18 protein-coding genes are annotated in these 25,118 nt (G+C 73.6%); 9 read left to right on the top strand and 9 right to left on the bottom strand.

Features of this window, described 5'->3' with window-relative positions; translation table 11 throughout:
- Positions 1-63: 63 nt before the first annotated feature.
- From LPA42_RS04105 to LPA42_RS04075, 7 genes are all read right to left on the bottom strand, one after another.
- Positions 64-1,269, bottom strand: coding sequence for a glycosyltransferase family 4 protein (locus LPA42_RS04105; protein WP_077937147.1), 1,206 nt, complete (start codon positions 1,267-1,269; stop codon positions 64-66).
- A 166-nt stretch (positions 1,270-1,435) separates the two neighbouring features.
- Positions 1,436-2,581 (bottom strand): MBL fold metallo-hydrolase, encoded by a 1,146-nt coding sequence (locus LPA42_RS04100; protein WP_077937148.1) that lies wholly within the window; start codon positions 2,579-2,581, stop codon positions 1,436-1,438.
- 109 nt (positions 2,582-2,690) lie between these two features.
- Positions 2,691-3,698, bottom strand: a complete 1,008-nt coding sequence (locus LPA42_RS04095; RefSeq protein ID WP_228986326.1) for a serine hydrolase — start codon at positions 3,696-3,698, stop codon at positions 2,691-2,693.
- Between the two features lie 188 nt (positions 3,699-3,886).
- Entirely contained in the window at positions 3,887-5,071 is a 1,185-nt protein-coding gene (locus tag LPA42_RS04090; RefSeq protein ID WP_077937149.1) for a zinc-dependent alcohol dehydrogenase, read from the bottom strand.
- Between the two features lie 573 nt (positions 5,072-5,644).
- Positions 5,645-6,406 (bottom strand): succinate dehydrogenase/fumarate reductase iron-sulfur subunit, encoded by a 762-nt coding sequence (locus tag LPA42_RS04085; protein ID WP_077937150.1) that lies wholly within the window; start codon positions 6,404-6,406, stop codon positions 5,645-5,647.
- A complete protein-coding gene (locus LPA42_RS04080; protein WP_077937151.1) occupies positions 6,403-8,340 on the bottom strand; it encodes a fumarate reductase/succinate dehydrogenase flavoprotein subunit in 1,938 nt (645 codons plus the stop codon). Before LPA42_RS04080 ends, LPA42_RS04085 begins: the two co-directional genes overlap by 4 nt.
- A 2-nt stretch (positions 8,341-8,342) precedes the next feature.
- The gene (locus LPA42_RS04075) at positions 8,343-9,074 is read right to left on the bottom strand and encodes a succinate dehydrogenase cytochrome b subunit (protein ID WP_074475878.1); all 732 of its coding nucleotides are present in this window, start codon (positions 9,072-9,074) and stop codon (positions 8,343-8,345) included.
- A 29-nt stretch (positions 9,075-9,103) separates the two neighbouring features.
- On the opposite strand from LPA42_RS04075, the gene LPA42_RS04070 reads away from it, so the two are divergent.
- Together LPA42_RS04070 and rfbB are read left to right on the top strand one after the other, a co-directional pair.
- Positions 9,104-10,039 carry a LysR family transcriptional regulator gene (locus tag LPA42_RS04070; RefSeq protein WP_077937152.1) on the top strand — a complete coding sequence of 312 codons (936 nt, stop codon included), beginning with the start codon at positions 9,104-9,106 and terminating at the stop codon, positions 10,037-10,039.
- A gap of 170 nt (positions 10,040-10,209) precedes the next feature.
- Positions 10,210-11,250: a dTDP-glucose 4,6-dehydratase gene (gene rfbB, locus LPA42_RS04065; RefSeq protein WP_077937153.1), complete on the top strand. Its 1,041-nt coding sequence runs from the start codon at positions 10,210-10,212 to the stop codon at positions 11,248-11,250.
- Positions 11,251-11,277: 27 nt separating this feature from the next.
- Here rfbB and hrpA read toward each other — a convergent pair whose 3' ends face one another.
- Positions 11,278-15,321 (bottom strand): ATP-dependent RNA helicase HrpA, encoded by a 4,044-nt coding sequence (gene hrpA, locus LPA42_RS04060; RefSeq protein ID WP_228986325.1) that lies wholly within the window; start codon positions 15,319-15,321, stop codon positions 11,278-11,280.
- Between the two features lie 124 nt (positions 15,322-15,445).
- Here hrpA and LPA42_RS04055 point away from each other — a divergent pair, with 124 nt between their 5' ends.
- From LPA42_RS04055 to LPA42_RS04025, 7 genes are all read left to right on the top strand, one after another.
- Complete coding sequence (locus LPA42_RS04055) at positions 15,446-15,835, top strand: cytidine deaminase (protein ID WP_077937156.1); 390 nt, start codon at positions 15,446-15,448, stop codon at positions 15,833-15,835.
- Positions 15,836-15,913: 78 nt separating this feature from the next.
- Positions 15,914-17,866, top strand: a complete 1,953-nt coding sequence (locus LPA42_RS04050) for a multicopper oxidase family protein (RefSeq protein ID WP_077937157.1) — start codon at positions 15,914-15,916, stop codon at positions 17,864-17,866.
- Positions 17,867-18,047: 181 nt separating this feature from the next.
- Positions 18,048-20,108: an acyltransferase family protein gene (locus tag LPA42_RS04045; RefSeq protein WP_077937158.1), complete on the top strand. Its 2,061-nt coding sequence runs from the start codon at positions 18,048-18,050 to the stop codon at positions 20,106-20,108.
- A gap of 138 nt (positions 20,109-20,246) precedes the next feature.
- Positions 20,247-21,293 (top strand): iron ABC transporter permease, encoded by a 1,047-nt coding sequence (locus LPA42_RS04040; RefSeq protein WP_077937159.1) that lies wholly within the window; start codon positions 20,247-20,249, stop codon positions 21,291-21,293.
- On the top strand, positions 21,290-22,351 hold the full coding sequence (locus LPA42_RS04035; protein WP_228986323.1) for an iron chelate uptake ABC transporter family permease subunit: 1,062 nt from the start codon (positions 21,290-21,292) through the stop codon (positions 22,349-22,351). Before LPA42_RS04040 ends, LPA42_RS04035 begins: the two co-directional genes overlap by 4 nt.
- 74 nt (positions 22,352-22,425) lie before the next feature.
- A complete protein-coding gene (locus LPA42_RS04030) occupies positions 22,426-23,292 on the top strand; it encodes an ABC transporter ATP-binding protein (protein ID WP_043962824.1) in 867 nt (288 codons plus the stop codon).
- Between the two features lie 51 nt (positions 23,293-23,343).
- Positions 23,344-24,291, top strand: a complete 948-nt coding sequence (locus tag LPA42_RS04025; RefSeq protein ID WP_077937162.1) for an ABC transporter substrate-binding protein — start codon at positions 23,344-23,346, stop codon at positions 24,289-24,291.
- Between the two features lie 145 nt (positions 24,292-24,436).
- Here the strand turns inward: LPA42_RS04025 and LPA42_RS04020 are convergent, their stop codons facing one another.
- Positions 24,437-25,084, bottom strand: a complete 648-nt coding sequence (locus tag LPA42_RS04020; protein WP_077937163.1) for a hypothetical protein — start codon at positions 25,082-25,084, stop codon at positions 24,437-24,439.
- Between the last annotated feature and the right edge of the window lie 34 nt (positions 25,085-25,118).

Raw genomic sequence — 25,118 nt, 5'->3', positions numbered from 1 at the left:
GGGCGACAGGTACGTGGTGATCCGTGGCGCTTACACCCAGTTAACCGAGATCGCGCGTGGACGTTACGGAACCGGCACGTCGGCGGCGCGGTCCCGGGGACGACGGCGCGTCATCATGTCGGCCACGGCCTCCGCCGCCGCCGTGCGGTCGAACGCCCGCAGCGCGTGCTCCCGCGCGCGACGACCCATGGCGGCAAGATCCCCGGCGGCGAAGGCGCGGTGGGCGGCCGAGAGCGCCTCCCGCAGGGCGGCCGGGTCGCCCCGCGGCACGATCCAGGCGAAGCTGTCGTCCACCGCCTCGGGCAGCCCTCCGGCGTCACTGACGACGCTGGGACAGCCCATGGCGGACGCCTCGCGCACTACCCCGTTGCTGCCCTCCGACAGCGACGGTGTCACGTTGACGTCGGCGGCCAGGAAGTAGGGGCGCAGGTCGGGCAGGCGGCCCAACCACACCACGCTCCGGTCGTCGGCGAACATGTCCATCAGCCGTCTGCGGTGCGCCTCGCCGGCCTCGGTGAAGCCCACCCCCACCATCAGCAGCCGCGACCGTGGATGCGCGGCGTGGAAGTCGCGCCACGCCTCCAGCAGGACGTCGTGGCCCTTGATGTTCTGGCCGGGGAACGCGATCCGCTTCGGCGTGTACGTGTTCGCCACCATGAGCGCGACGAACACGTCGTCGTCGAGGCCGAGTTCCGCCCGGGCCGAGGCGCGGGCCGAGGCGGCGGGGCCCGACGCCACCCGGGCGGGGTCGAAGTGGCCCAGGTCGACCCCGTACTGGGCCACCGGCCGCCGCTCGGCCGGGCAGCCGAGGGCCTGGTAGTGCGTGGAGATGTGCTGCGTGCAGCAGATGATGAGGTCGTCCAGCCGCCACAGCAGGCGCTCCACGGGACGGACCACCGGCGACTCCAGGTAGAGCGGCCCGGCGACCATGTGCACCCGGCGCAGCGGAAGCCGGAACGCCGCTACCCGGGCGGCCAGGGCCGCCGCGTACAGGTGGTAGTTCAGGACGTCCGGCCGTAGCCCGCGCAGCAGCCGGCGCAGTCGCCACAGCCCTCGCACCGTCCCCGGCGTGGGGCGGAACCGGAAGTCGAACGGGGAGTCCAGCGTCTCGACGCCGCGCGCCCGCAACTGATCCCGCAACGCGCCCGGCCCCGCCGGGAGGATCGCGATCACCTCGTGGTCCCGCCGCCGTAGCTCGTCGATCTGGGGAAGCGTCCAGAGGCAGCCCTCGGCGGTGCGCAGCAGGATGGCGATGCGAAGGTTGCCCACGACCGTGTCCTTGTCGTCTCCTCTGCGAACGGCGCTGCCCGGTGCGGGCGACGCCCGTTCGCGACGGGTGCCGATAACGGCGACTAGGTCTGGTCCAACGAGGCGAGACGCCCCGGGTTACGAGCCGGGCGGCAGGCCGGGGCGGGCCGCGACGGGCGGCGGTCGCTCAGGCGATCGACTGCCACCAGCCGTCGACCGCCGGCGGGTCGTCGACGACCACCCGCTCGCCCGGCCGGGGCACCGCGAGCCGCACGTCGCGGGCCTTCGCCTCCGCCCACAGCCGGTCCACCGGCTCCGACCAGTCGTGCAGCGCCAGGTTGAACGTCGCCCAGTGCACCGGCAGGAGCAGCCCACCGCGCAGGTCGAGGTGGGCGGCGACGGCCTCCTCCGGGAACATGTGGATGCTCGGCCACGCCCGGTCGTACGCGCCGATCTGCATCAGCGTCACGTCGAACGGGCCGTGCTCGGCGCCGATCTCGGCGTACCCGTCGAAGTAGCCGGAGTCGCCGGTGTAGAAGACCCGGCGGTGCGCACCGGCCACCACCCACGAGCTCCACAGCGTGCCGTCGCGGCGCAGCCCCCGGCCGGAGAAGTGCTGGGCGGCGGTCGCGGTGATCGTCAGCCCGCCCACCCGGCGGCTCTCCGCCCAGTCCAGTTCGACGATCCGGTCCTCCGGTACGCCCCACCGCTCCAGGTGCGCCCCGACCCCCAGCGGCACCACGAACGGCGCCGACTGGCCGGCGGTCAGCGCCCGCACGGTGGACATGTCGAGGTGGTCGTAGTGGTCGTGGGAGATCAGGATCGCGTCCACGGCGGGCAGCTCGTGCAGGCCCACTGGGGGCTCGTGCAGCCGGCGCGGCCCGACCAGCGCCGACGGCGAGCACCGGTCGCTCCACACCGGGTCGACCAGCACCCGGTGGCCCTCGATCTCGATCAGCGCGGAGGCGTGGCCATACCAGACGACGCCCAGTTCGCGCTCGTCGGCGGCGGCGGCCGCCGGGTCGGCCGGGCGTACCAGCGGCACGGCGGCGGTCGGCCTGCGCTTCTGCTTGCCGAAGATCAGCTCGCGGACCAGGTTGCGGTCGGGGGCACCGGCCATCGTCCGGGTGCTCGCCCGGTTGCGGAAGGCGCCGTCGCGGAACTGCGGGGAGCGGGCCGCCCGCTCGGCGCGGGCCCCGCTGAGCCGCCCGCCGAGGGCGGCCGGCACGTCCCGGGCCACCCAGGCCAGGCCGGCCAGGGCGGCGAGCCCGGCCGCGCCGCGCAGCCGCCGCGCCAACGCCCGCTGGGCGACCTGTTCCGCTGGTGCCCCCATCGTGTCCCGCCCCCTCCGCCGAGTCCCGCAGTACACCGTAGTCCGCCACCGCACCCGCGCGCCCGGCAGCCGGCCGCGCGGGTGCCGCCCGGCCGCCGGGTGGTGCGGGTCAGCCGCCGTTGCTGGGCCGCCAGGCGGCCGCCCGGTGGGTGGGGCCGGCGCCGGCCAGCCCCGCCACGGCGGCCAGGAAGACGCGGCCCATCCGGGCCCGGGCCTGCACCGCCGGGTGGGTCGCGCCGAAGTCGTCCGCGCCGGCCTGCCCGTCAGCGAACAGGGCGTACGTCAGCACCGGCGCCCCGACGGCGTCGAAGACGATCCCGGCCTCGTGCCGGGCGGTGTCGAACCAGCCCGCCTTGGTGGCGACCCGGGCCCGGTCGGCCGAGGACATCTCGCGCCGCACCCCGTCGGTGAACGCGATGGGGGAGCGCAGCAGGCCGAGCAGGAACGCCGTCGAGGACGCCGACAGCAGCGTGCCGCCCACCAGCGCCCGCAGCAGGTCGTGCGTCTCCCGTGGCGTGCTGGTGCCGAGGTAGAACCGGTTCGGGTTGGCCACCGGCTGCACCTGCGTGTTCGGGAAGCCCTTCGCGACCAGGATCTGGTTCAGCTCGGCGGCCGGGCAGACCAGGCCGCAGAGCCGCACGGCGGTGTCGTCGGAGACCGTCAGCAGGGCCGCCAGGGCGTGCCCCAGGGTGACGCTGCTCGGGTACGCGCCGTCGAGGCTGAAGATCCCGTCCCCGCCGGGGATCACGATGGACGCGGTCACGTCGACCCGCTGGGCGAGCGTGAGCAGCCCCCGGTCGACCTTGTCCAGCACCGCCACGGCCACGGCGATCTTGTTTACGCTGTACGCCTCGATGCGCCGGTCCGCCTCGTCCGCGACGGCCACCAGCGGCGCGGCGGCGCCGTCGGCGACGCTCACGTACGCCTGCCAGTTGCCCCCGGCCCGCGCGGTCTGCTGCGCATAGCTCGCGGCGACCTGGGCGGCGGCCCGGGCCGGGGTGGCGGCCACCCGGGGCCGACCGGCGGCGGACGCGGGCGCGGCGGCGCCGAGCACCGTGCCGGCGGTGGCCACCGTGCCGATGCCCAGCGCGGCCCTGCGGTTCACTCTGATCGTCACTCGTCTCTCCCCGTGGGTGGTAACGGATCTTCCGTCCCGCCACCCTAGGCGAAGTCGTCGCTCCCCGTGCCTCCTGCTGTTGCTCATCGTGACCGGCGCGTCATGCGGGCGGTCGCCGCGCGCCGCGAACTCCCGGGCCGCCGCCCGGCCGATCCCGCTGGTAGCGCCGATGACGACGACCGCGCGGGTCACGGCGCGAGCACGACCTTGACGCAGCCGTCCTCCTTCTTCTGGAACATCTCGTACGCCTGCGGCGCGCGCGCCAGCGGCACCCGGTGGGTCCGCAGGTCCGCCACGCCCAGCGGGTCGTCGTCGCCGGCGAGCAGCGGGACGATCTCGTCGGTCCACCGGCGCACGTGGCACTGTCCCATCCGCAGTTGGACGCCCCGGTCGAACATCTCCATCAGCGGCAGCGGGTCGACCTCGCCGCCGTAGACGCCGGAGATCGAGACGGTGCCGCCCCGGCGGACCGCCCTGAGGGCGGCCTTGAGCACGGTCAGTCGGTCCACGCCGGCACGGTCGATCATCGCGTCGGCCAGCCGGTCCGGCAGCAGGCCGGCGGCGGTCTGGGCGAGCTTGCCCGAGGGGGAGCCGTGCGCCTCCATGCCGACGGCGTCGATCACGGCGTCGGGGCCGCGCCCGTCGACCAGGTCGATCAGCGCGCCCGGCACGTCGTCGAGCCGGCTGACGTCGAGCGTCTCGACGCCGTGCCGGCGGGCCATCTCCAGCCGCTCCGGCACCAGGTCCAGGCCGATCACCCGGCCCGCGCCGAGGTGCCGGCCGATCCGGGCGCAGAACTGCCCGACCGGGCCGAGCCCGAACACGGCGAGGGTGCCGCCGGGCGGGGTGTCGGCGTACTTCACCGCCTGCCAGGCGGTGGGCAGGATGTCGGACAGGTATAGCCACCGCTCGTCCGGGCCGGTCTGCGGGACCTTGATCGGGCCGAACTGGGCGTGCGGCACCCGCAGGTACTCGGCCTGCCCGCCGGGCACCGACCCGTACAGCGAGGTGTAGCCGAACAGCGCCGCGCCCTTGCCCTCGGCGGTGACCTGGGTGGTCTCGCACTGGGCGTAGAGCTGCCGGTCGCACATCCAGCAGGACCCGCAGGCGATGTTGAAGGGGACCACCACCCGGTCGCCTGGCTTCAACCGGGTCACCCCGGTCCCGACCTCCTCGACGATGCCCATCGGCTCGTGGCCGAGGACGTCGCCGGGCTTGAGGTACGGCCCGAGCACCTCGTACAGGTGCAGGTCGGATCCGCAGATCGCGGTGGAGGTGATCCGGACGATCGCGTCCGTCGGTTCCTCGATGCGCGGGTCCGGGACGTCCTCGACCCGGACGTCCCGCCTACCCTGCCAGGTCAGTGCCTTCATGCCCGCGTGTCCCCTCTTCGGCGTGCCGTCCCCCGGACTGCTACCCGGCTCCCGGGGCTTGAACCGCTCCGATGGACTGCGGACCTGACGCGGGCGCGCTCGGGTGCGCTCGGGCAGGGCAGGGCGGGGAGGCCGGGGAGGCCGGAGGCCGGGACGGTCGGGGCCTAAGGAGCTGAGGTCGTGGTGACTTCGGAGGCTAGGGAGCTGATGTCGTAGATGACTCGCGGCACGTCAGCGCGCCGGCAGGCGGCGTGCGGCGTCCGGCACGCCGCACGCGGCATCTGGCACGCGGCATCCGGCGGTCCGGCGTCCGGCATTTGGCGCCCGGCAGGCGGCATCCGGCACGCAATGTGTGGTATGCGGCGCGGCGGGATCCGGGCACGCGGCGGGTCGCGGGTGTGATGTCGTAGATGACTCAGCTCCCTAGGGTCCGCGACAGGTGACGCTCCCCGCGGACTGCGGCAGCCGGGAACCGAGCCGGCCGCCGGCCCGGAGCAGAGGCGGCGGCCGGGGCACCGGCGTGACGGGGTGCTGGCGCGACGGCGTGTCGGCGTGACGGGGCGGGCGGCGGGGTCAGGAGCCGGGGGTGCCGCCCCGCTTGGCGGTGGCCGCCAGGTAGTCGCGGTTGAGCCGGCCGATGGTGTTCAGCGGGATGCCCTTCGGGCACACCGCGGTGCACTCGCCGGTGTTGGTGCAGCCGCCGAAGCCCGCCTCGTCGTGCGCGTCGACCATGCCGACGACCCGGGTGTACCGCTCCGGCTGGCCCTGCGGCAGCAGCGAGAGCTGAGTGACCTTGGCGGCGGTGAACAACATGCCCGAGCCGTTCGGGCAGGCCGCCACGCAGGCGCCGCAGCCGATGCAGGCGGCCGACGAGAACGCGGCGTCGGCGTCGGCCTTGGCGACCGGCACCGAGTGGGCCTCGGGGGCGCTGCCCGTCGGCGCGGTGATGTACCCACCGGCGGCGATGATCTTGTCGAAGGCGCTCCGGTTGACCACCAGGTCCTTGATGACCGGGAAGGCCCGGGCCCGCCACGGCTCGATGTCGATCGTGTCGCCGTCGGAGAACTGCCGCATGTGCAGCTGGCAGGCGGTGGTGCCGCGCTGCGGGCCGTGCGCGTCACCGTTGATCATGAGACCGCACATGCCGCAGATGCCCTCGCGGCAGTCGTGGTCGAACGCCACCGGCTCCTCGCCGGAGAGGATCAGCCGCTCGTTGAGCACGTCGAGCATCTCCAGGAACGACATGTCGGGGGAGACGTCGTCGACCTGGTAGGTCACCATCCGGCCCTTGTCGGCGGGGCCGGACTGGCGCCAGATGCGCAGGGTCAGGTTCACTTGTAGCTCCGCTGCGTCGGGTGCACGTACTCGAACTTGAGGTCTTCCTTGTGCAGCACGGCCGGCTCATCGCCGCCGGTGTACTCCCAGGCCGCCACGTACGCGAACCGGTCGTCGTCGCGCTGCGCCTCGCCGTCGGGGGTCTGGTGCTCGGCCCGGAAGTGGCCGCCGCAGGACTCCTCGCGGTGCAGGGCGTCGACGCACATCAGCTCGGCCAGTTCGAAGAAGTCGGCCACCCGGCCGGCCTTCTCCAGCGACTGGTTGAGCCCGTCGCCGTCGCCGGGGACGCGGACCCGCTTCCAGAACTCCTCGCGCAGCGCCCGGATCTCGTCGATGGCCTTGCGCAGCCCGGCCTCGCTGCGTTCCATGCCGCAGTGCTCCCACATGATCTGGCCCAGCTCGCGGTGGAACGAGTCAACCGTCCGGTCGCCGTCGACCGCGAGCAGCCGCCGGATCCGGTCCTCGACGTCGCGTCGCGCCGCCACGGCCTCCGGGTGGCTGGCGTCGACCCGCTCGAACGGGCCGGCCGCCAGGTAGTTGGCGATCGTGTTGGGCAGCACGAAGTAGCCGTCGGCGAGGCCTTGCATCAACGCGGACGCGCCGAGCCGGTTCGCCCCGTGGTCGGAGAAGTTCGCCTCGCCGATGACGAACAGGCCGGGGATGGTCGACTGGAGGTCGTAGTCGACCCAGAGGCCGCCCATCGTGTAGTGCACGGCGGGGTAGATCCGCATCGGCACCTCGTACGGGTCCTCGCCGGTGATCCGCTCGTACATCTCGAAGAGGTTGCCGTACTTGGCCTCGATGGCCCTGCGGCCGAGGCGGTCGATGGCGTCGGCGAAATCGAGGTAGACGCCGAGCCCGCCGGGGCCCACGCCGCGCCCGGCGTCGCAGACGTTCTTCGCCGCTCGCGAGGCGATGTCCCGGGGCACCAGGTTGCCGAAGGACGGGTAGATCCGTTCGAGGTAGTAGTCCCGTTCTTCCTCAGGGATGTCCTTCGGGGCGCGGTCGTCGCCCTTGGCCTTCGGCACCCACACCCGGCCGTCGTTGCGCAGCGACTCGCTCATCAGCGTCAGCTTCGACTGGTGGTCGCCCGACACGGGGATGCAGGTCGGGTGGATCTGCGTGTAGCAGGGGTTGGCGAAGTACGCGCCCCTGCGGTGCGCCCGCCAGGTGGCGGTGACGTTGCAGCCCTTGGCGTTGGTGGAGAGGTAGAAGACGTTGCCGTAGCCGCCGGAGGCCAGCACCACCGCGTCGGCGAACTCGCTGGTGATCTCGCCGGTGACCAGGTCCCGCACCACGATGCCCCGGGCCCGGCCGTCGACGACGATCAGCTCCAGCATCTCGTGACGGGCGTTCATCTCCACGTTGCCCAGCCCGATCTGCCGCTCCAGGGCCTGGTACGCCCCGAGCAGGAGCTGCTGGCCCGTCTGGCCTCGCGCGTAGAAGGTGCGCTGCACCTGCGCGCCGCCGAAGGAGCGGGTGTCGAGCAGTCCGCCGTACTCGCGGGCGAACGGCACGCCCTGGGCGACGCACTGGTCGATGATGTTGACCGAGACCTCGGCCAGCCGGTGCACGTTGGACTCGCGGGAGCGGAAGTCGCCGCCCTTGACGGTGTCGTAGAACAACCGGTGCACCGAGTCGCCGTCGTTGCGGTAGTTCTTGGCGGCGTTGATGCCGCCCTGCGCGGCGATCGAGTGGGCCCGGCGCGGGCTGTCCTGGTAGCAGTACGACCGGACCCGGTAGCCCTGCTCGGCGAGCGTGGCGGCAGCCGAGCCGCCGGCCAGGCCGGTGCCGACCACGATCACCGTCAGCTTGCGCCGGTTGGCCGGGTTGACCAGCTTCGCCTCGAAGCGGCGGCGGTCCCAGCGGGTCTCAATCGGGCCCTGCGGGGCCCGGGCGTCGGCGATCGGGTCGCCCTCGGTGAACAGGTCCATGGTCAGGCCACCAATCCGGTGAGTACGGCGAAGGGGACCACGAGGTAGCCGGCGCAGAGCACGACGGCGAAGCCCAGCGCGGCGGCGCGCGCCCGGCGCTCCCCGGCGGGGGTCTGCTGGCCGAGGCTGCGGAACGCGCTGAACGCGCCGTGGCGCAGGTGGAACCCGAGCGCCACGACCGCCAGCGTGTAGAAGAGGGTGACGTACCACCGCTCCGGTGCGAAGTCGGCGACCACGTTGCCGTACGGGCGGCCCGGGACGCCCTCGGGGTTCAGGTGACCGGTGGTCAGGTCCAGGATGTGGTAGATCACGAAGAGCAGGATGATCACGCCGCCCCAGCGCATCGTGCGGGCCGCGTAGCTGCCGTTGACCTTCTTGCGGTGCGCGTACCGGACCGGGCGGGCGGCGCGGGCGCGCACCGCGAGCACCGTGGCGGCCCCGATGTGGGCCAGCACGGCCGCCAGCAGTGCGGTGCGCTGGATCCACAGGAACCAGGTCGACGGCAGCAGCGGGGTGCCGATCTCGCGCAGCCAGTGCGCGTAGTGGTCGAACGCGGTCTCGCCCGTGAAGATCTTCAGGTTGCCGAGCATGTGCGCGACGAGGAACAGCACCAGCAGGATGCCCGTCACCGCCATGACGGCCTTCAGGCCGACGTTGGACCGGATGGGCGACCGGGATTTCGTGAGTACCACCTGACCGACGCTAGGAGACCTGGGATCAGTCGTCCAATGCATCGAACTCGCAGTGTCGATAGCCGTAGGCTATGACGATGCAGCTGCACCAGCTCCGGTACTTCGTCGCCGTCGCGGAACTACGACATTTCACCCAAGCCGCCGACCTGGTCGGCATCACCCAGCCCTCGTTGAGTAAGCAAATTCACGCCCTGGAGACCGGCCTCGGGGCCCCGCTGTTCGAGCGGGTGCGGGGCCGGATCGCCCTCACCGCCGCCGGCGAGGTGCTGCTCCCGCTGGCCCGGCGCATCCTCGCCGACGTCGACACCGCCACCCGGGAGGTGCAGGAGCTGGTCGGGCTGCGGCGTGGCCGGGTCCGCCTCGGCGCCACCCCGAGCCTGGCCACCTCGCTCGCCCCGCCCGTGCTGCGCCGGTTCCGCGACGCCCACCCCGCCGTCGACCTGCGGGTGGAGGAGGGTGGCTCGCAGGACCTCGTCCGCGACCTGCTGCGTGGCGACCTCGACCTCGCGCTGATCATCATGCCCGCCCAGGGCGCGGACCCAGGGCTGCACGCCGAGGAGATCCTGCGGGAGAGCCTGGTGGTGGCCTCGCTGGCCGAGGTGCCCGGCACCTCGGCCGCCGGCGAGCTGCGGGTCACCGACCTGCGGGGCCAGCCCCTGGTGATGTTTCGGGAGGGCTACGACCTGCGCGACGCCACCCTCCAGGCGTGCCGGGAGGCCGGCTTCGAACCCACCCTGTCGGTCGACGGTGGCGAGATGGACGCCGTGCTCAGCTTCGTCGAGGCGGGGCTCGGGGTGGCGCTGGTGCCCGGCATGGTGGTGGCCCGCAGGCCCGGCGTCCGGGTCACCCGGCTGGCCCCGCCCGGCGTCCGCCGGACCATCGCCGTGGCCCGACGCCGCGACGTGGTGCCCACCCACGCCGGCCGCGAGCTGCGCCGCATCCTCCTGGAGTACGTGCGGGAGGCGGCCGGACGGGACGCCCTGCCGCCCGGGGTGGAGCTCCGCTGAGGCGTCGGGGCACTGGTCCGAATTATGGGCGAATATTCCCTATACGCCCCATATCAGGGCCTTCGTGCCTGGTTCGTCGCCTATGGTGAAGCCTTGCGCAGGCAAGACGCCCGTCGGCCTGCCGGGGAACAGTCCAAGCGCGCGGGCTCGCGTGGCAGGGAGGCCACCACATGAGGATCCTGGTTACCGGCGGCGCCGGCTTCATCGGCTCGCACTTCGCCCGGTGCCTGCTGGGAGGGCGGTACGTCGGCTTCGAGGACTGCCACGTCACGGTGCTCGACAAGCTGACCTACGCCAGTGACAGGAACAACCTGCCCGCCCACCACCCCCGGCTGACGTTCGTGCGCGGCGACATCTGCGACCGCCCGCTCCTGGCCGACCTGGTCCCCGGGCACGACGCCGTGGTGCACTTCGCCGCCGAGTCGCACGTGGACCGCTCGATCGACGACCCCGCGCCGTTCTTCGAGACCAACGTGATGGGCTCGCACCATCTGCTGGCGGCCTGCGCCCGCGCCGCCGTCGGCCGGGTCGTGCACGTCTCCACCGACGAGGTCTACGGGTCGATCACCGAGGGCTCCTGGACCGAGCGTTGCGTGCTGGAGCCCAACTCCCCGTACGCGGCGTCCAAGGCGGCCAGCGACTGCATCGTGCGCTCCTACTGGCGCACCTACGACGTCGACGTGTCGATCACCCGCTGCGCCAACAACTACGGGCCGTACCAGCACGTGGAGAAGGTGATCCCGCGCTTCGTCACCAGCCTGCTCACCGGCGGGGACATCACCCTGCACGGCGACGGCGGCGCGGTGCGCGAGTGGCTGCACGTCGACGACCACTGCCGCGCGATCGCCCTCGTGCTGGCCAAGGGCCGCGCCGGGGAGGTCTACAACATCGGCGGCGACGTCGAGCTGACCAACCGGGCGCTGGCCGAGAAGATCCTGCTGCTGGCCGGCGCCGGCTGGGACCGGGTGCGGCACGTCGCCGACCGCAAGGTGCAGGACCAGCGGTACAGCCTGGACTACACGAAGATCTCCGAGGAACTGGGCTTCGAGCCGCAGATCCGGTTCGCCGACGGGCTGGCCGAGGTCTTCCACTGGTACCGGGAGAACCGGGCCTGGTGGGCGCACGCCCACCCGGAGGCACGCCTCGGCGCGCTGGCCAACTCCGTGCGGGGCCTGCCGACCGGCCGGGCCGTGCCAGCCCCGGTGCACTGACCCGGCTCGGCGGCCCTCGGCCCCGGCTCAGCGGCCCTCGGCGTCGTCCATCGCCCGGTAGATCCGCTGCTCCGACACCGGGTACGGGGTGCCGAGGGCCTGGGCGAACACGTTCACCCGCAGCTCCTCAATCATCCAGCGGATCTGCCGCACCGCCGCCGACCCGCGCCGGCCCGGCGGCAGCGCGGCGAGCAGGTCGGCGTACTCCTTCTGCACCGCGGCCACCCGGTCCTGCTGCTGGCGGTCCCGCTGCGGGTTGCCCGGCAGCCGGTCCAGCCGCCGCTCGATCGCGGTGAGGTAGCGCAGCAGGTCGGGCAGGCGGGCGTAGCCGGTCTCGGTGACGAACCCCTTGTGCACCAGGCCCGACAGCTGGGCCCGGATGTCGGCCAGGGCGGCCACCACGGCCAGGTTCTGGGTCTTGCCGAGGCGCTGCTCGACGGCGTACGCGGCGGCGAGCACCTGCCGCACCCGGCCCATCACGTCGACGACGGTGTCCACCAGGTCGGCGCGGACCCGGTCCCGCAGAGCGGCGAAGCCGTCGGCGTCCCAGGCCGGGCCGCCCGCGTCGGTGACCAGCTTGTCGATCGCCGCCCCGGAGGCGTCGGCGATCAGCTCCTGCACGCCGCCGTGCGGGTTGCGGCTCAGCGCCAGCTTCGCCTCGTTGGACAGCCGCCCCTGGAGGAACTTCGCCGGCGACGGGACGGTCAGCCGCAGCAGCCGCCGGGTGCCCGCCCAGTGCGCCGCGGCCTGCTCCGCCTCGGAGTCGAAGACCTTCACCCCGACCGTGGACCCCTCGTCGACCAGCGCCGGGTACGCGGTGACCGCGTACCCGGCGCGCACCTGCTCGATGGTGCGCGGCAGGGTGCCGAAGTCCCACTGCGTCAGGCCCGTCCGGGCGACGTCCGGGGCGGCGGCGGCCACCACCTGGCGTACCTCCTGGCGGAGCTGGCGTTGCAGCGCCGGCAGGTCCTTGCCCTCGGCGACCGGCTTGTTCTCCTCGTCGAGCACCCGGAAGCTGACCCGCAGGTGGGCGGGGAGCTTCCCCGGCTCCCAGGCGTCGCGGGGCACGGTGACCCCGGTCATCCGGCGCAACTGCCGGGTCAGCGCGTCCAGCAGCGGCTCCTGCCCGGGGGTGATCGCCGCGAGCGCGGCCCGCGCGTAGTCGGGGACGGGGACGAAGTTGCGCCGCACCGCCTTGGGCAGCGACCGGATCAGCGCGATCACCAACTCCTCGCGCAGCCCGGGGACCTGCCAGTCGAAGCTCTCCGCCGGCACCTGGTTGAGCAGCGGCAGCGGGATGTCCACGGTCACGCCGTCGGTGGGGGTGCCCGGGTCGAACGTGTACGTCAGCGGCAGGGTGACCCCGTCGGCCCGCCACTCGTCGGGGTAGTCGGCCTCGTCGAGCCCGCCCCGGCCGGCGTTGACCAGCAACTCCCGCGTGAAGGTGAGCAGGTCGGCCCGCTCCCGCCGCTCCTTCTTCCACCAGGCGTCGAAGTGCCGGCCGGAGACCACGTCGGCCGGGATCCGCTCGTCGTAGAAGGCGAAGATCGTCTCGTCGTCGACGAGGATGTCCCGCCGCCGGGCCCGGTTCTCCAGCTCCTCGATCTCGGTGAGCAGCTTCTGGTTGTCCCGCCAGAACTGGTGGTGGGTGGACCAGTCGCCCTCCACCAGGGCGTGCCGGATGAACAGCTCGCGCGACAGCGCCGGGTCGATCCGCCCGAAGTTGACCTTCCGGGCGGTGACCAGCGGGACGCCGTACAGGGTGACCTTCTCGTAGGCCAGCACCGCCGCCTGCTTCTTCTCCCAGTGCGGCTCGCTGTAGCTGCGCTTGACCAGGTGTTGCGCGAGGGGCTCGACCCACTCCGGTTCGACGCGGCCGGCGACCCGCCCCCACAGCCGGGACGTCTCCACCAGCTCGGCGGCCATCACCCAGCGCGGCGCTTTCTTGAACAGCGCCGACCCGGGGAACAGGGCGAACTTCGCCCCCCGCGCCCCGAGGTACTCGTGCTTCTGCGGGTCCTTCAGCCCGATGTGCGACAGCAGGCCCGGCAGCAGCGACTGGTGCACCTTCGGGGTGTCGATCTCCTCCGGCAGGTCCGCGCCGGCCCCGCGCCGGCCGTCACCCTTCTCCGCCGTACGCAGCACCTGGCGCACCTGGCTGACGATGTCCTGCCACTCGCGCACCCGCAGGTAGTTGAGGTATTCGGCCCGGCACATCCGGCGGAACGCGCTGGAGGACAGCTCCCGCTGCTGTTCGCGCAGGTGCCGCCACAGGTTCAGGTACGCGACGAAGTCCGACTCGGAGTCGGCGAACCTCGCGTGCGCCTGGTCGGCCTGGGCCTGCTTCTCGGCCGGCCGCTCGCGCGGGTCCTGGATGGACAGCGCGGCGGCGATGACGACGACCTCGGTGGCGCAGCCGTTGCGCTCGCCCTCGATCACCATCCGGGCGAGCCGGGGGTCGACGGGAAGCTGCGCCAGGCGCCTGCCCAGCGGGGTGAGCCGCTTCGCCGGGTCGGTCTCGGTCGGGTCGAGCGCGCCAAGCTCGTGCAGCAGGTTGACCCCGTCGGCGATGTTGCGCCGGTCCGGCGGGTCGATGAACGGGAACGCCGCCACGTCGCCCAGCCCGATCGAGGTCATCTGGAGGATGACGGAGGCGAGGTTGGTGCGCAGGATCTCCGGGTCGGTGAACTCGGGGCGGGAGTCGAAGTCGGACTCGTCGTAGAGGCGGATGCAGATGCCGTCCGAGGTGCGCCCGCAGCGGCCCTTGCGCTGGTTGGCCGACGCCTGCGACACGGGCTCGATGGGCAGCCGCTGCACCTTCAGCCGGCTGGAGTAGCGGGAGATCCGGGCGGTGCCCGGGTCCACCACGTACTTGATGCCGGGCACGGTCAGTGAGGTCTCCGCGACGTTGGTGGCGAGCACCACCCGCCGCGCGGTGTGCGGGGCGAACACCCGGTGCTGCTCGGCGGCCGACAGCCGCGCGTACAGGGGCAGGATCTCGGTGCCCAGCAGCGACCGCTTGGACTGCACCAGCTTGCCCAGCGCGTCGGCGGTGTCCCGGATCTCGCGCTCGCCGGAGAGGAAGACCAGGACGTCGCCCGGCCCCTCGGCGGCCAGCTCCTCGACGGCGTCGCCGATGGCCTGGATCTGGTCGCGGACGTTCTCCTCGTCGTCGCCGGAGTCGTCCTCGCTCTCGCTGACCTCGACCAGCGGCCGGTAGCGGACCTCGACCGGGTACGTGCGCCCGGACACCTCGACCACCGGCGCGGGCCGGCCCTCGGCGTCGGCGAAGTGCCTGGCGAACCGGTCGGTCTCGATCGTCGCCGAGGTGATGACCACCTTGAGGTCGGGGCGGCGGGGGAGGAGCTGGCGCAGGTAGCCGAGGATGAAGTCGATGTTGAGGCTGCGCTCGTGCGCCTCGTCGATGATCAGCGTGTCGTACTGGCGCAGCATCCGGTCGGTCTGCAGCTCGGCGAGCAGGATGCCGTCGGTCATCAGCTTGACCAGGCTGCGGTCGCTCACCTGGTCGGTGAAGCGGACCTTGTAGCCGACCACGTCGCCCAGCTCGGTGCCGAGCTCCTCGGCGATGCGGTCGGCGACCGTGCGGGCGGCCAGCCGCCGGGGCTGGGTGTGCCCGATCAGCCCGTGCACGCCGCGCCCCAGCTCCAGGCAGATCTTGGGGAGCTGGGTCGTCTTGCCGGAGCCGGTCTCGCCGGCCACGATCACCACCTGGTGGTCCCGGATCGCGGCCGCCAGATCGTCCTTGCGCTCGCTGACCGGCAGCCCCGCCGGGTACGTGATCCGGGGCACCGCCGCCCGGCGGTCGGCGAGCCGCTGCTCGGCCCGGGCGAAGTCGGCGGTGATCTCGGCCAGCGCGGCCTCGCGCCGCTGCGGGTCGCGCAGCCGGCGCACCCCGTCGAGGCGCCGCTGCAGCCGGCGCTGGTCGCGGAACATCAGGGCGGGCAGGCGGCGGTGCAGCTCGCGGAGGCTGTGGGACGCGGCGGGCCCGTCGGTGGGCTCGGCGGCGGCGGTGGGCCCGGCGGCTGCGGCGGGAGCGGCTGGATTCTGCATGTCGTCGCCAAGGATAGGCAGCCGCGTGCCGGACCGCCCCCGGGTTACCGGTCGCCAGGGCTGCCGCCGGGGCGGCCGCCGTCTAGAGTTGACCGCCGATCGACGCCGACCACGGGGGCCTGGGATGAGCATGCGAGACACCGACCGGGCGCTGGTGCAGGCGGCCACGGCCGTGGCGAAGCTGCGCTGCCGCAGCGACCGGCACACCGTCGCCGCGGCCGCGCGTACCGCCGCCGGCCGGGTGTTCACCGGCGTGAACGTCCACCACGTCACCGGCGGGCCGTGCGCCGAGGTGGTGGTGATCGGGGCCGCCGCCACCCAGGGGGAGACGGAGCTGGAGACCATCGTGGCGGTGGGCGACCGGGGTCGGGACGTCCTGACCCCCTGCGGCCCGTGCCAGCAGGTGCTGCGGGACTACTTCCCGTCGATCCGGGTCATCGTCGGCCCGGCGGACGCGCTGCGCGCCGTGCCGGTCGCCGAGCTGCTCCCGGCGAGTAGGGTCGCTGACCGTTAGAAACCGTTTCGTCCTCATAAAGGAGTAACGACGCCGTTTCGGCACTTTGGTGAGCAATGCTCGTTCTAGCCTCGCGGCATGGTGACCCGTAGACGACTCATCGCCGCCGGTGCGGCCGGCGGCGCGGCCCTGCTGCTGCCCGCCGGTCGCACCGCAGCCGGCGCCCCGACCGCCCCGACCGCCCTGATCGACCCCCGTGCCGTGCCCAAGTACGTCACCCCGCTGCCCGTGCCGACGACCATGCCCGCCTCCCGCACCAGCGGCGGCGTCGACGAGTACGTGGTCGCCGTCCGCCAGTTCCGTCAGCAGGTCCTCCCGGCCGGGCTGCCGGCCACGACGGTCTGGGGCTTCGGCTCGCCCGCCCACCCGCGCAGCTTCGCCTACCCCGGCCCCACCATCGCCGCCACCGTCGGCCGCCCGGTCCGGGTGACCTGGTGCAACCAGCTCGTCGACGAGCGGGGCCGCTACCTGCCGCACCTGCTGCCGGTCGACCCGACGCTGCACTGGGCCAACCCGACCGGCGGCGTCGACGGCCGGGACCACCGGCCGCACTTCACCAGCACCCCCGGCCCGTACCGGGGACCCGTCCCGACCGTCGTGCACGTGCACGGAGGGCACAACCGGCAGGAGAGCGACGGCCACCCCGAGGCGTGGTTCCTCCCCGTGGCCCGGGACCTGCCCGCCGGGTGCGCCGACGGCGGCTCGGCCTACAGCGAGTTCCGGGACCTGGCAGCCGAGCGGACCGGCGTCCGCTGCGCCCCCGGCACAACCAGCATGGAGTACGCCAACGACCAGCGCCCGACGACCCTCTGGTACCACGACCACACCCTGGGCATGACCCGGGTGAACCTCTACGCCGGGCTGGCCGGCTTCTACCGGCTCAGCGGCGGCCCCGACGACCTGCCGTCCGGGGCGCTGCCCGGCTCGCTGCCGGAGCAGGCGTCGTACGACCTGCCGCTGCTGATCCAGGACCGCACCTTCCGCCCCGACGGCTCGCTCTGGTATCCCGAGAGCCGCGCCGACTTCGACGACTACCCCGGCCCGTACCTGCCGGGGACCGACGTGCCGCCGATCTGGAACCCCGAGTTCTTCGCCGCCACCATGGTGGTCAACGGCGCGGCCTGGCCGGTGCTGCGGGTGCAGCGGCGGCGCTACCGGTTCCGGCTGCTCAACGGCTGCAACGCCCGGTTCCTGATGCTGTCGGTCACCGACCACCCGACCCGCCGCCCGGCCCGACCGGCGCTGCCGCTGTGGCAGGTCGGCAGCGACGGCGGGTTCCTGCCCGAGCCCGTGGCCGCGCCCCGGATCCTGCTCGCCAACGGCCAGCGGGCCGACGTCGTGGTCGACTTCACCGACGTGCCGGCCGGCACCGAGCTGTACCTGGTCAACGAGGGCCCCGACGAGCCGTTCGGCGGCGGCGCGCCGGGGACGGACTTCCCCCCGGCCGACCCGCGGACGACCGGGCAGGTGCTCAAGTTCGTGGTGGGCGACCGGGCCGGCGCCGATGCCAGCGTGCCGCCCGGGCAGCTGTCCCTGCCGGAGTGCGCCCCGCTGCCCGCCGCCCGGGTCGTCCGGCGGCTCTCGCTCAACGAGCAGGAGTCCTCGGCCGGCCCGGTACGTGCCCTGCTGGGCGTCGTCGCCGCCAGCGGCCGGCCGGTGCCGCTGGGCTGGGACGCGCCGGTGACCGAGACCCCCGCCCTCGGCGTCACCGAGGAGTGGGAGTTGCGCAACTGCACCGAGGACGCCCACCCCATCCACGTCCACCAGGTGCAGTTCCAGGTGCTCGGTCGGGGGCACGACGGCCGCACCCCGCCCGGCCCCGCGGAGCGCGGCTTCCACGACACCGTGGTCGCGTACCCGGGGCAGTTGACCCGGATCAAGGTCCGCTTCGACCTGCCGGGACGCTACGTCTGGCACTGCCACCTGCTGGAGCACGAGGACAACGAGATGATGCGCCCCATCGAGGTGCTGCCGTCCGGTGCCGCCGAGGGCGGGGACGGTTCCTCCCGGCGCACGGGGGCCGCGGGCTGACCGGCCGACTCCTGCGGACGTGGCGGGGCGGCGGGGGCGGGGGCGCGACGGCGGCCGTGGCCCTGCCCCGCGACGGTGCCGCTCGACAGGAGGAGGAACCACCGGGGATCCGTCTGAGTCGGTCCTTCGACCGATCTGATCCTCGGATTTCGGGACGCGCCCGTCGGTCGTTAGGAAGAACGTGCTGCTGATCGAAAAGGAATCGAACTTCCGCTCGCCTTCCGCGCCCCGGGCCTCGTCCTTTCGCCCTGACATAGAGGGTGTTCGGGCCCTCGCGATCACTCTCGTCGTCCTCTACCACGTGGGAGCGCCGGGATTCGATGCGGGTTTTGTCGGAGTCGACACGTTCTTCGTGATCTCCGGCTACCTGATCACCGGGCTGTTGGTCCGGGAGCGGCAGTCGACCGGCCGCGTGGACGTGCGCCGGTTCTATGCCCGCCGCGTCCGCCGGCTGCTGCCCGCCTCGATTCTGGTGGCGGTCGCCACCTTCGGCCTGGCGAGGTTCGTCGTGCCCCCGCTGGAGTTGGCCGACGTACGGCAGGACGGCCTCGCCACGCTGGGTTACCTCTCCAACTACTGGTTCGCGCACCAGAGCACGGACTACCTGAACGACCACTCCGGTGCGTCGCCGTACCAGCAGTACTGGTCCCTGGCCGTGGAGGAGCAGTTCTACCTCATCTGGCCGGCCCTGCTCGTCGGCGGCTGCCTCGTGCTGGGCCGGCTCGGTGTGGTGCGGGCATCCAGGCTGGTCGTCGGCGGGGTGCTCGTGTCGTCCTTCGCGTTGTGCGTCGTCGTCACGTCGTTCGCTCAGCCGTGGGCGTTCTTCGGACTGCCCACCCGCGCCTGGGAGTTGGCCCTCGGCGGTCTGGTCGCGCTCCTCGCCGGCCACGTGCGATCCTGGCCGGCGGCGCTGGCGCAGGCCCTCGGGTGGGGTGGCCTCCTGCTCGTCCTCGCAGTGCCGGCGCTGCTGGTGGATGCCGTCGCCTTCCCCGGCTGGGCCGCCGCGGTGCCGGTCGTCGGTGCCGCCCTGGTCATCTGCGCCGGCGAGGGCCGTCGTGGCCGGTTGCAGGCGCTACTCGGTAGCCCACCGCTGACCTTCGTCGGTCGGCTGTCGTACTCGATCTATCTCTGGCACTGGCCCCTGCTGGTCCTGACCGGGGGCGTGCGTGGTGGTTCACTGTCCGGGCCGGCGCGGGCTGCCGTGGTCGCCGGAACCGTGCTCGCGGCGTGGCTGACCTACCACCTGGTGGAGAACCCGGTACGCCGCCAGGGGTGGCTCGCTGCCCGTCCGTGGTGGGCGCTGACCGCCGGTGCGGCCGGCACCCTCGTCGCCGCCGGCCTTGTCGTGGTGCTCGCGATTCCACCGACCCTTCACGTCGACCGTCGGGCCGAGCCGATCGCCGGTGCGACGTTCGGGAAGGCCGACTGGACCGGCTACGTCCCGAGCAACCTGGCCCCGTCGCTGGCGACCGCCGGAAGGGACTTTCCTGCCGTCTTCTCCGACGGCTGCCATGCCGGTACCCCGGACGTGGTCGTGCATGACTGCGTGTACGGCAGGCCCGATTCCGACATCACGCTGGTCCTGCTCGGTGACTCGCACGCCGCCCAGTGGTTTCCGCCGCTGCGGGCGGTGGCTGAGCGGCACGGCTTTCGCCTCGTGTCGTTGACGAAGTCGGGGTGCCCGAGCGCCAGCGTGCGAAAGATGAGCATGGTGCTCAAGCGGGAGTACCACGAGTGCGCCGAATGGCGTTCGCGCGTGTTGGACCGGATCGACAGGGAGAAGCCCGATCTGGTGATCACCACCAACAGCACGAACGCCACCTACGATCCACCCATCCCGCAGGCCGAGTGGCTGAATGGCTTGGGGAAGACCCTGGACCGGCTCTCCTCCGTGCCGCACCTGACCGTTCTGGCGGACACCCCGTACGCCGATGCGGACATCCCGACCTGCTTGTCGGCCCGGCTCTCCGATGCGCTGTCCTGCGCCTTCCCCCGGAACCCCGCTGTCAACGACGGCTTCGGTCGGGCGGAGGCCGCACTGGTGCGCGGCAAGGGGCGGGAGGTGCTGGACCTCAACGACTACCTGTGCTCGCCGCAGGAGTGCCCGCCGATCATCCGCGACACGCTGGTGTACATCGATCGGCACCACCTCAGTCCGCAGTTCACGCTCGCCTTGTCCGACGTCTTCGACCGGTACGTGGTGGCCCGCGTCAAGGCCGCGCCGGCACCCGAGGTCGACTAGCACCGCCCCTCGGCGTGGCGAGCGCGGCACGGCCGCCCTGCTCAGCGGGGGTGGCGACGGATCCGATCGACGGTCGCCGGTTAGGGTGACCCGCCTCCTTGGGTTTAAGGTAAGGCGTACCTAAGTCGAGGGAGATTCGTGACCACCGTCGCCGCGCGGCCGATCCGGGCCGGCACACCGACGACCCGGGGCCTGGGCCGCCGGGCTGCCGTCACCCTCGGCGCGGCGGCCGTGCTCGCCCTCGCCGTGCTCGCCAGCTTCGCCCTCGGCAGCCGCCCGCTCGCCCCCGGCGCGGTCTGGCACGCGCTGGTCGCCCCCGACGGCGGCGACGCCACCACCATCGTCCGCGAGCTGCGGCTGCCCCGCACCGCCCTCGGCCTGCTCGTCGGGCTCGCGCTCGCCGTGGCCGGGGTGCTGTTCCAGGCGCTGACCCGCAACCCGCTCGCCGAGCCGCGCATCCTCGGCATCAGCGCGGGCGCGTCGTTCGGCGTGGTCCTCGCCATCGCCGTCTTCGGCGTCGGCACCCTCGCCGGGTACGTCTGGTTCGGCATCGCCGGGGCGCTCCTGGCCGGCCTGGCGGTCTTCGCCGTCGCCAACCGGGCCCGCGACGGCGCGTCGCCGGTCACCCTCGCGCTGACCGGCGCGGCGCTCGACGCCAGTCTCGGGGCCCTCGTGTACGCGCTGCTCAGCATCGACGCCCGCACCTTCGAGGAGTACCGGTTCTGGGTCGTCGGCGGGCTGACCGGCCGGGGCGTCGGGGTCGCCGGGCAGGTGCTGCCGTTCGTCCTCGCCGGGCTGCTGCTGGCAGCCCTGGTCGCCCGGGGACTCGACGCGCTCGCCCTCGGCGACGACGTGGCCCGGGGCCTGGGCCACCGCGTCGGGCTGGTCCGTCTCGGCGGCGGCGCGGCCGGGGTGCTGCTCACCGGCGCGGCCGTGGCGGCGGCCGGGCCGATCGCGTTCGTCGGACTGGCCGTGCCGCACCTGGCCCGCGCCCTGGTCGGCGCGGACCACCGGTGGACCCTCGCCGTCGCCGCGCTGCTCGGGCCGGCCCTGCTGCTCGGCGCCGACGTGGCGGGCCGGCTCGTCGCCCCACCCGGCGAGGTGCCCGCCGGGGTGGTGACCGCGCTCGTCGGCGCGCCCCTGCTGGCCTTCCTGGTGCGCCGGGCCCGGGTGGTGACCGCGTGAACCTGCTCGCCCCCACCGGTGGACGTGTCGCCCCCGCCGGCCGGTCGCTGCTGCGGCTCGGCCCGCTGCGGGTGCCGGTGCGCCGCCGCCCCGTGCTGGTCGCCGCCGCGCTGGTCGGGCTGCTCGTCGCCGCCGGGCTGCTCAGCCTCTCCCTCGGCACCCCGTACGTCGCCACGCCCGACGTGCTGCGCGCGCTCGCCGGCGCGGGCACCCCGTACGACCTGGTGGTGCTCGACCTGCGGCTGCCCCGGCTGGTGCTCGCGGCGGTGGCCGGCGCGGCGTTCGGCGTCGCCGGCACGCTGATCCAGAGCGTGGCCCGCAACCCGCTGGCCAGCCCCGACGTCATCGGCATCACCCAGGGCGCCGGGCTCGCCGCGACGGTGGCCCTCACCAGCGGGGCCGCCGCCGTGCTGGTCGCCCCGGCGGCGCTGCTCGGCGGCCTGGCCGCCGCCGTCGCGGTGTTCGCCCTCGGCGCCCGGCACGGGCTGGCCGCCCAGCGCTTCGTGCTCGCCGGGGTGGCGGTCGCCTTCGGCCTGCGGGCGCTCATCGAGGTGGTCCTGCTGACCGCCGACCCGATCGACGGGCTGCGCGCCCAGATCTGGCTGCTCGGCACCCTCGCCGGCAAGGGCTGGACCGAGGCGGCCTGGATCGCCGCGACCCTGCTGGCGCTGCTGCCGGTGCTGCTCTGGGCCGGCTGGGCGCTGGGCAGCACCGCCCTGGACGACGACACGGCCCGGGGCATCGGGGTGCGCCCCGTGGCCCGCCGGGTCACGCTGGCCGGCACCGGCGTGCTCGCCGCCGCGATGGTCACCGCGCAGGTCGGCGCCGTCGACTTCGTCGCCCTCGTCGCCCCGCAACTGGCCCGCCGGCTGGTCCGCGCCGAGCGGCCCCCGCTGCTGTGCTCCGCCCTGCTCGGGGCGTTGCTGCTGGTCCTCGCCGACCTCGCCGGCCGCCGGCTGTTCGCGCCCACCCAGCTCCCGGCGGGCGTGCTGACCGCCGCGATCGGCGGACCGTACCTGATGTTCCTGCTGCTGCGCGGCCGGCGGAGGGCGTCGTGACGACCCCCGCGCCCGCCGCCCCGCACACCCTTTCCGGCGCGCCGGACCCCGCCGACCCCTCCCGAGGAGCCGCGATGCTCTCCACCCGCGACCTGGTCGTCGGCTACGACGAGCGGACCGTCCTGGACGGCCTCGACGTGACGCTGCCCGCCGGGGCGTTCACCGTCATCGTCGGGCCGAACGCCTGCGGCAAGTCCACCCTGCTGCGCACCATGGCGCGGCTGCTGACCCCGCGCTCGGGCACCGTGCTGCTCGACGGCACCGCCATCCGGGACCTGCCGACGCGGGAGGTCGCCCGGCGGCTCGGGGTGCTGCCGCAGAGCCCGCTGGTGCCCGAGGGCGTGACGGTCGCCGACCTGGTCGGCCGGGGGCGGCAGCCGTACCAGCGGTGGTGGCGGCAGTGGTCGGCGGCCGACAGCGCCGCCGTCGACGAGGCGATGGCCCTCGCCGACGTGGCCGGTCTCGCCGACCGCCCGGTGGACACCCTCTCCGGCGGCCAGCGGCAGCGGGTCTGGATCGCGATGACCCTCGCCCAGGACACCGAGGCGCTGCTGCTGGACGAGCCGACCACCTTCCTCGACCTGGCCCACCAGGTGGAGGTGCTGGACCTGCTGCACCGGCTGCGCGCCGAACGGGGCCGCACCGTCGTCGCCGTGCTGCACGATCTCAACCAGGCCGCCCGTTACGCCGACCACCTCGTCGCCATGCGCGCCGGGGCGGTGGTCGCCGCCGGCCCGCCCCGGGAGATCCTCACCGCCGCGCTGGTCCGCGACGTCTTCGGGCTCGACTGCGTGGTGGTGCCCTGCCCGGTGAGCGGCGCGCCCCTGGTCGTGCCCGCCCTCACCACCCCCTCCCCGGCCGCCGTTCCCGCCCCCGCCCCGGCGGCTTCCGCCTCCGCGGCCTCCTCCGTCGCCTCTGCCGCCGGCCCGTCGGCCGGCTGAACCCCTCGGATCGGCCTTCGGCCGGCTGAACCCCTCGAAAGGAACCCCACCATGCGTCGTCTCGCCGCCGTGCTCACCGCGGCCGTCGCCCTCGGCGTCGGGCTCACCGCCTGCGGTGAGAGCGACCCCGTCGCCGACACCGCCACCGGACAGACCCGGGAGATCACCCACGCCATGGGCACCACCAAGGTGCCCGCCGAGCCCAAGCGGGTCGTCGTCCTCGACACCGACAAGATCGACACAGCGCTCTCACTCGGGGTCACACCCGTCGGCGCGGCGACCGCCGGCGAGGCGAGGAGCTGGCCCACCTACTTCGGCGAGGAGAAGCTGACCGGCATCAAGGAGGTCGGGGTGCTCACCGAACCCGACCTGGAGGCGATCAACGCCCTCAAGCCCGACCTGATCCTGGGCAGCAAGTTCCGCCAGGAGAAGTTCTACGACGAGCTGGCGGCCATCGCGCCGACCGTGTTCACCGAGAAGGTGGGCATCACCTGGAAGGAGAACTTCCTCCTCGACGGCCAGGCCCTGGGTAAGGAGCAGCAGGCCAAGGACCTGCTGGCCGCGTACGAGAAGCGGGCGAAGGACTTCGGCGCGAAGCTCGGCGACGCCGCCGACCGCACCGTCTCCATCGTGCGTTTCATCCCCGGCGCGATCCGGGTGTACGGGCCGGACTCGTTCTCCGGCATCGTCGTCGGCGACACCGGCCTCGGCCGCCCCGAGCGGCAGCAGCTCGCCGGCAAGGAGGACAAGCGGTTCGACCTGGTCAGCGCCGAGCGGGTCAACGAGGTCGACGCCGACGTCATCTTCGTGACCGCGTACGGCGAGAAGGCCGCCGCCGAGCAGGCCACCGTCACCGGCGGCACCCTGTGGAAGGGGCTGTCGGCGGTCAAGGCGGGCCGGGCGCACGTGGTCTCCGACGAGACCTGGATGACCGGGATCGGCGTCGGCGCCGCCAACAAGATCATCGACGACCTGGAGAAGTACGTCCCGGCGGCCTGACCCCGCCCGGCCCCGCCCGCCCTCGATTTCGGCGCCGGCCCGCCGCATCCGTGCCGCTCGCCGTTGGTCTCCATGCGCGATCGCGCCACCTCCCTCGACGCTGTGGGAGGTGGCGCGATCGGACTTCGGCCGGGCGGCGGGTGGGTCAGGCGGCGGTGGACCAGATCGCGCGGAACGCCGCCGCCTCGCCGGCCAGCCACTGCTCGACCTGCTCGGGCTTGACGCCGTCGGGCATCCGGTGCGCCACGCCCCGCCGCACGTCGACCAGGACGGGCACGGCGTGCGGCAGGACCGCGTCCATGTGCCGGGCCATCAGGTGCAGGGTGGCCAGGGCCGCCTCCTCGCTGGGCGGGGTCTCGTCGAAGTGCAGGCGGACGGCCTCGGCCCGGCCGTCGGCGGCGTGCCGGATGCCGAAGTGCGGATTGATCTTCACCGGGAGGTCGCCGAGCATGGCCAGGGCGTCACGCGTCTGCGCCAGGTCGACGCCCGTCGGCTCGCCGAGGGAGTGCAGCCAGGCCGTCGCGCCCGGCACGAGCGCCCGGTAGAGCGGCTGCCAGCGCGGCTTGACCGCGTCGGCCACCTGCGCCAGGTGGGTGCCGCCGGTGTGGAACGCGACGTCGGCCTTGAGCGCCTTGACGAACTGACCGTGCGGGTTGAAGCCGTGCTTGCTGGCCCGCTGCTTGCGCAGGCCCCCGACGAAGCTTGCCTTGGTGGGCCCGGTGCGGTCGACGTACCGGGTGAAGCCGAGGAGGGTGGCGTAGGGCGGGAGGGTGCTGGAGGTGGGCGCGGTCACGGAAGTCCTCCCAGGTCAGGACTTGGTTTAGTAC

This window comes from Micromonospora sp. DH13, assembly GCF_020873825.1.
Taxonomy (GTDB): domain Bacteria; phylum Actinomycetota; class Actinomycetes; order Mycobacteriales; family Micromonosporaceae; genus Micromonospora; species Micromonospora haikouensis.
Note: the sequence above shows the minus strand (reverse complement) of the source record. Positions and strands in the feature narration are given on the sequence as shown.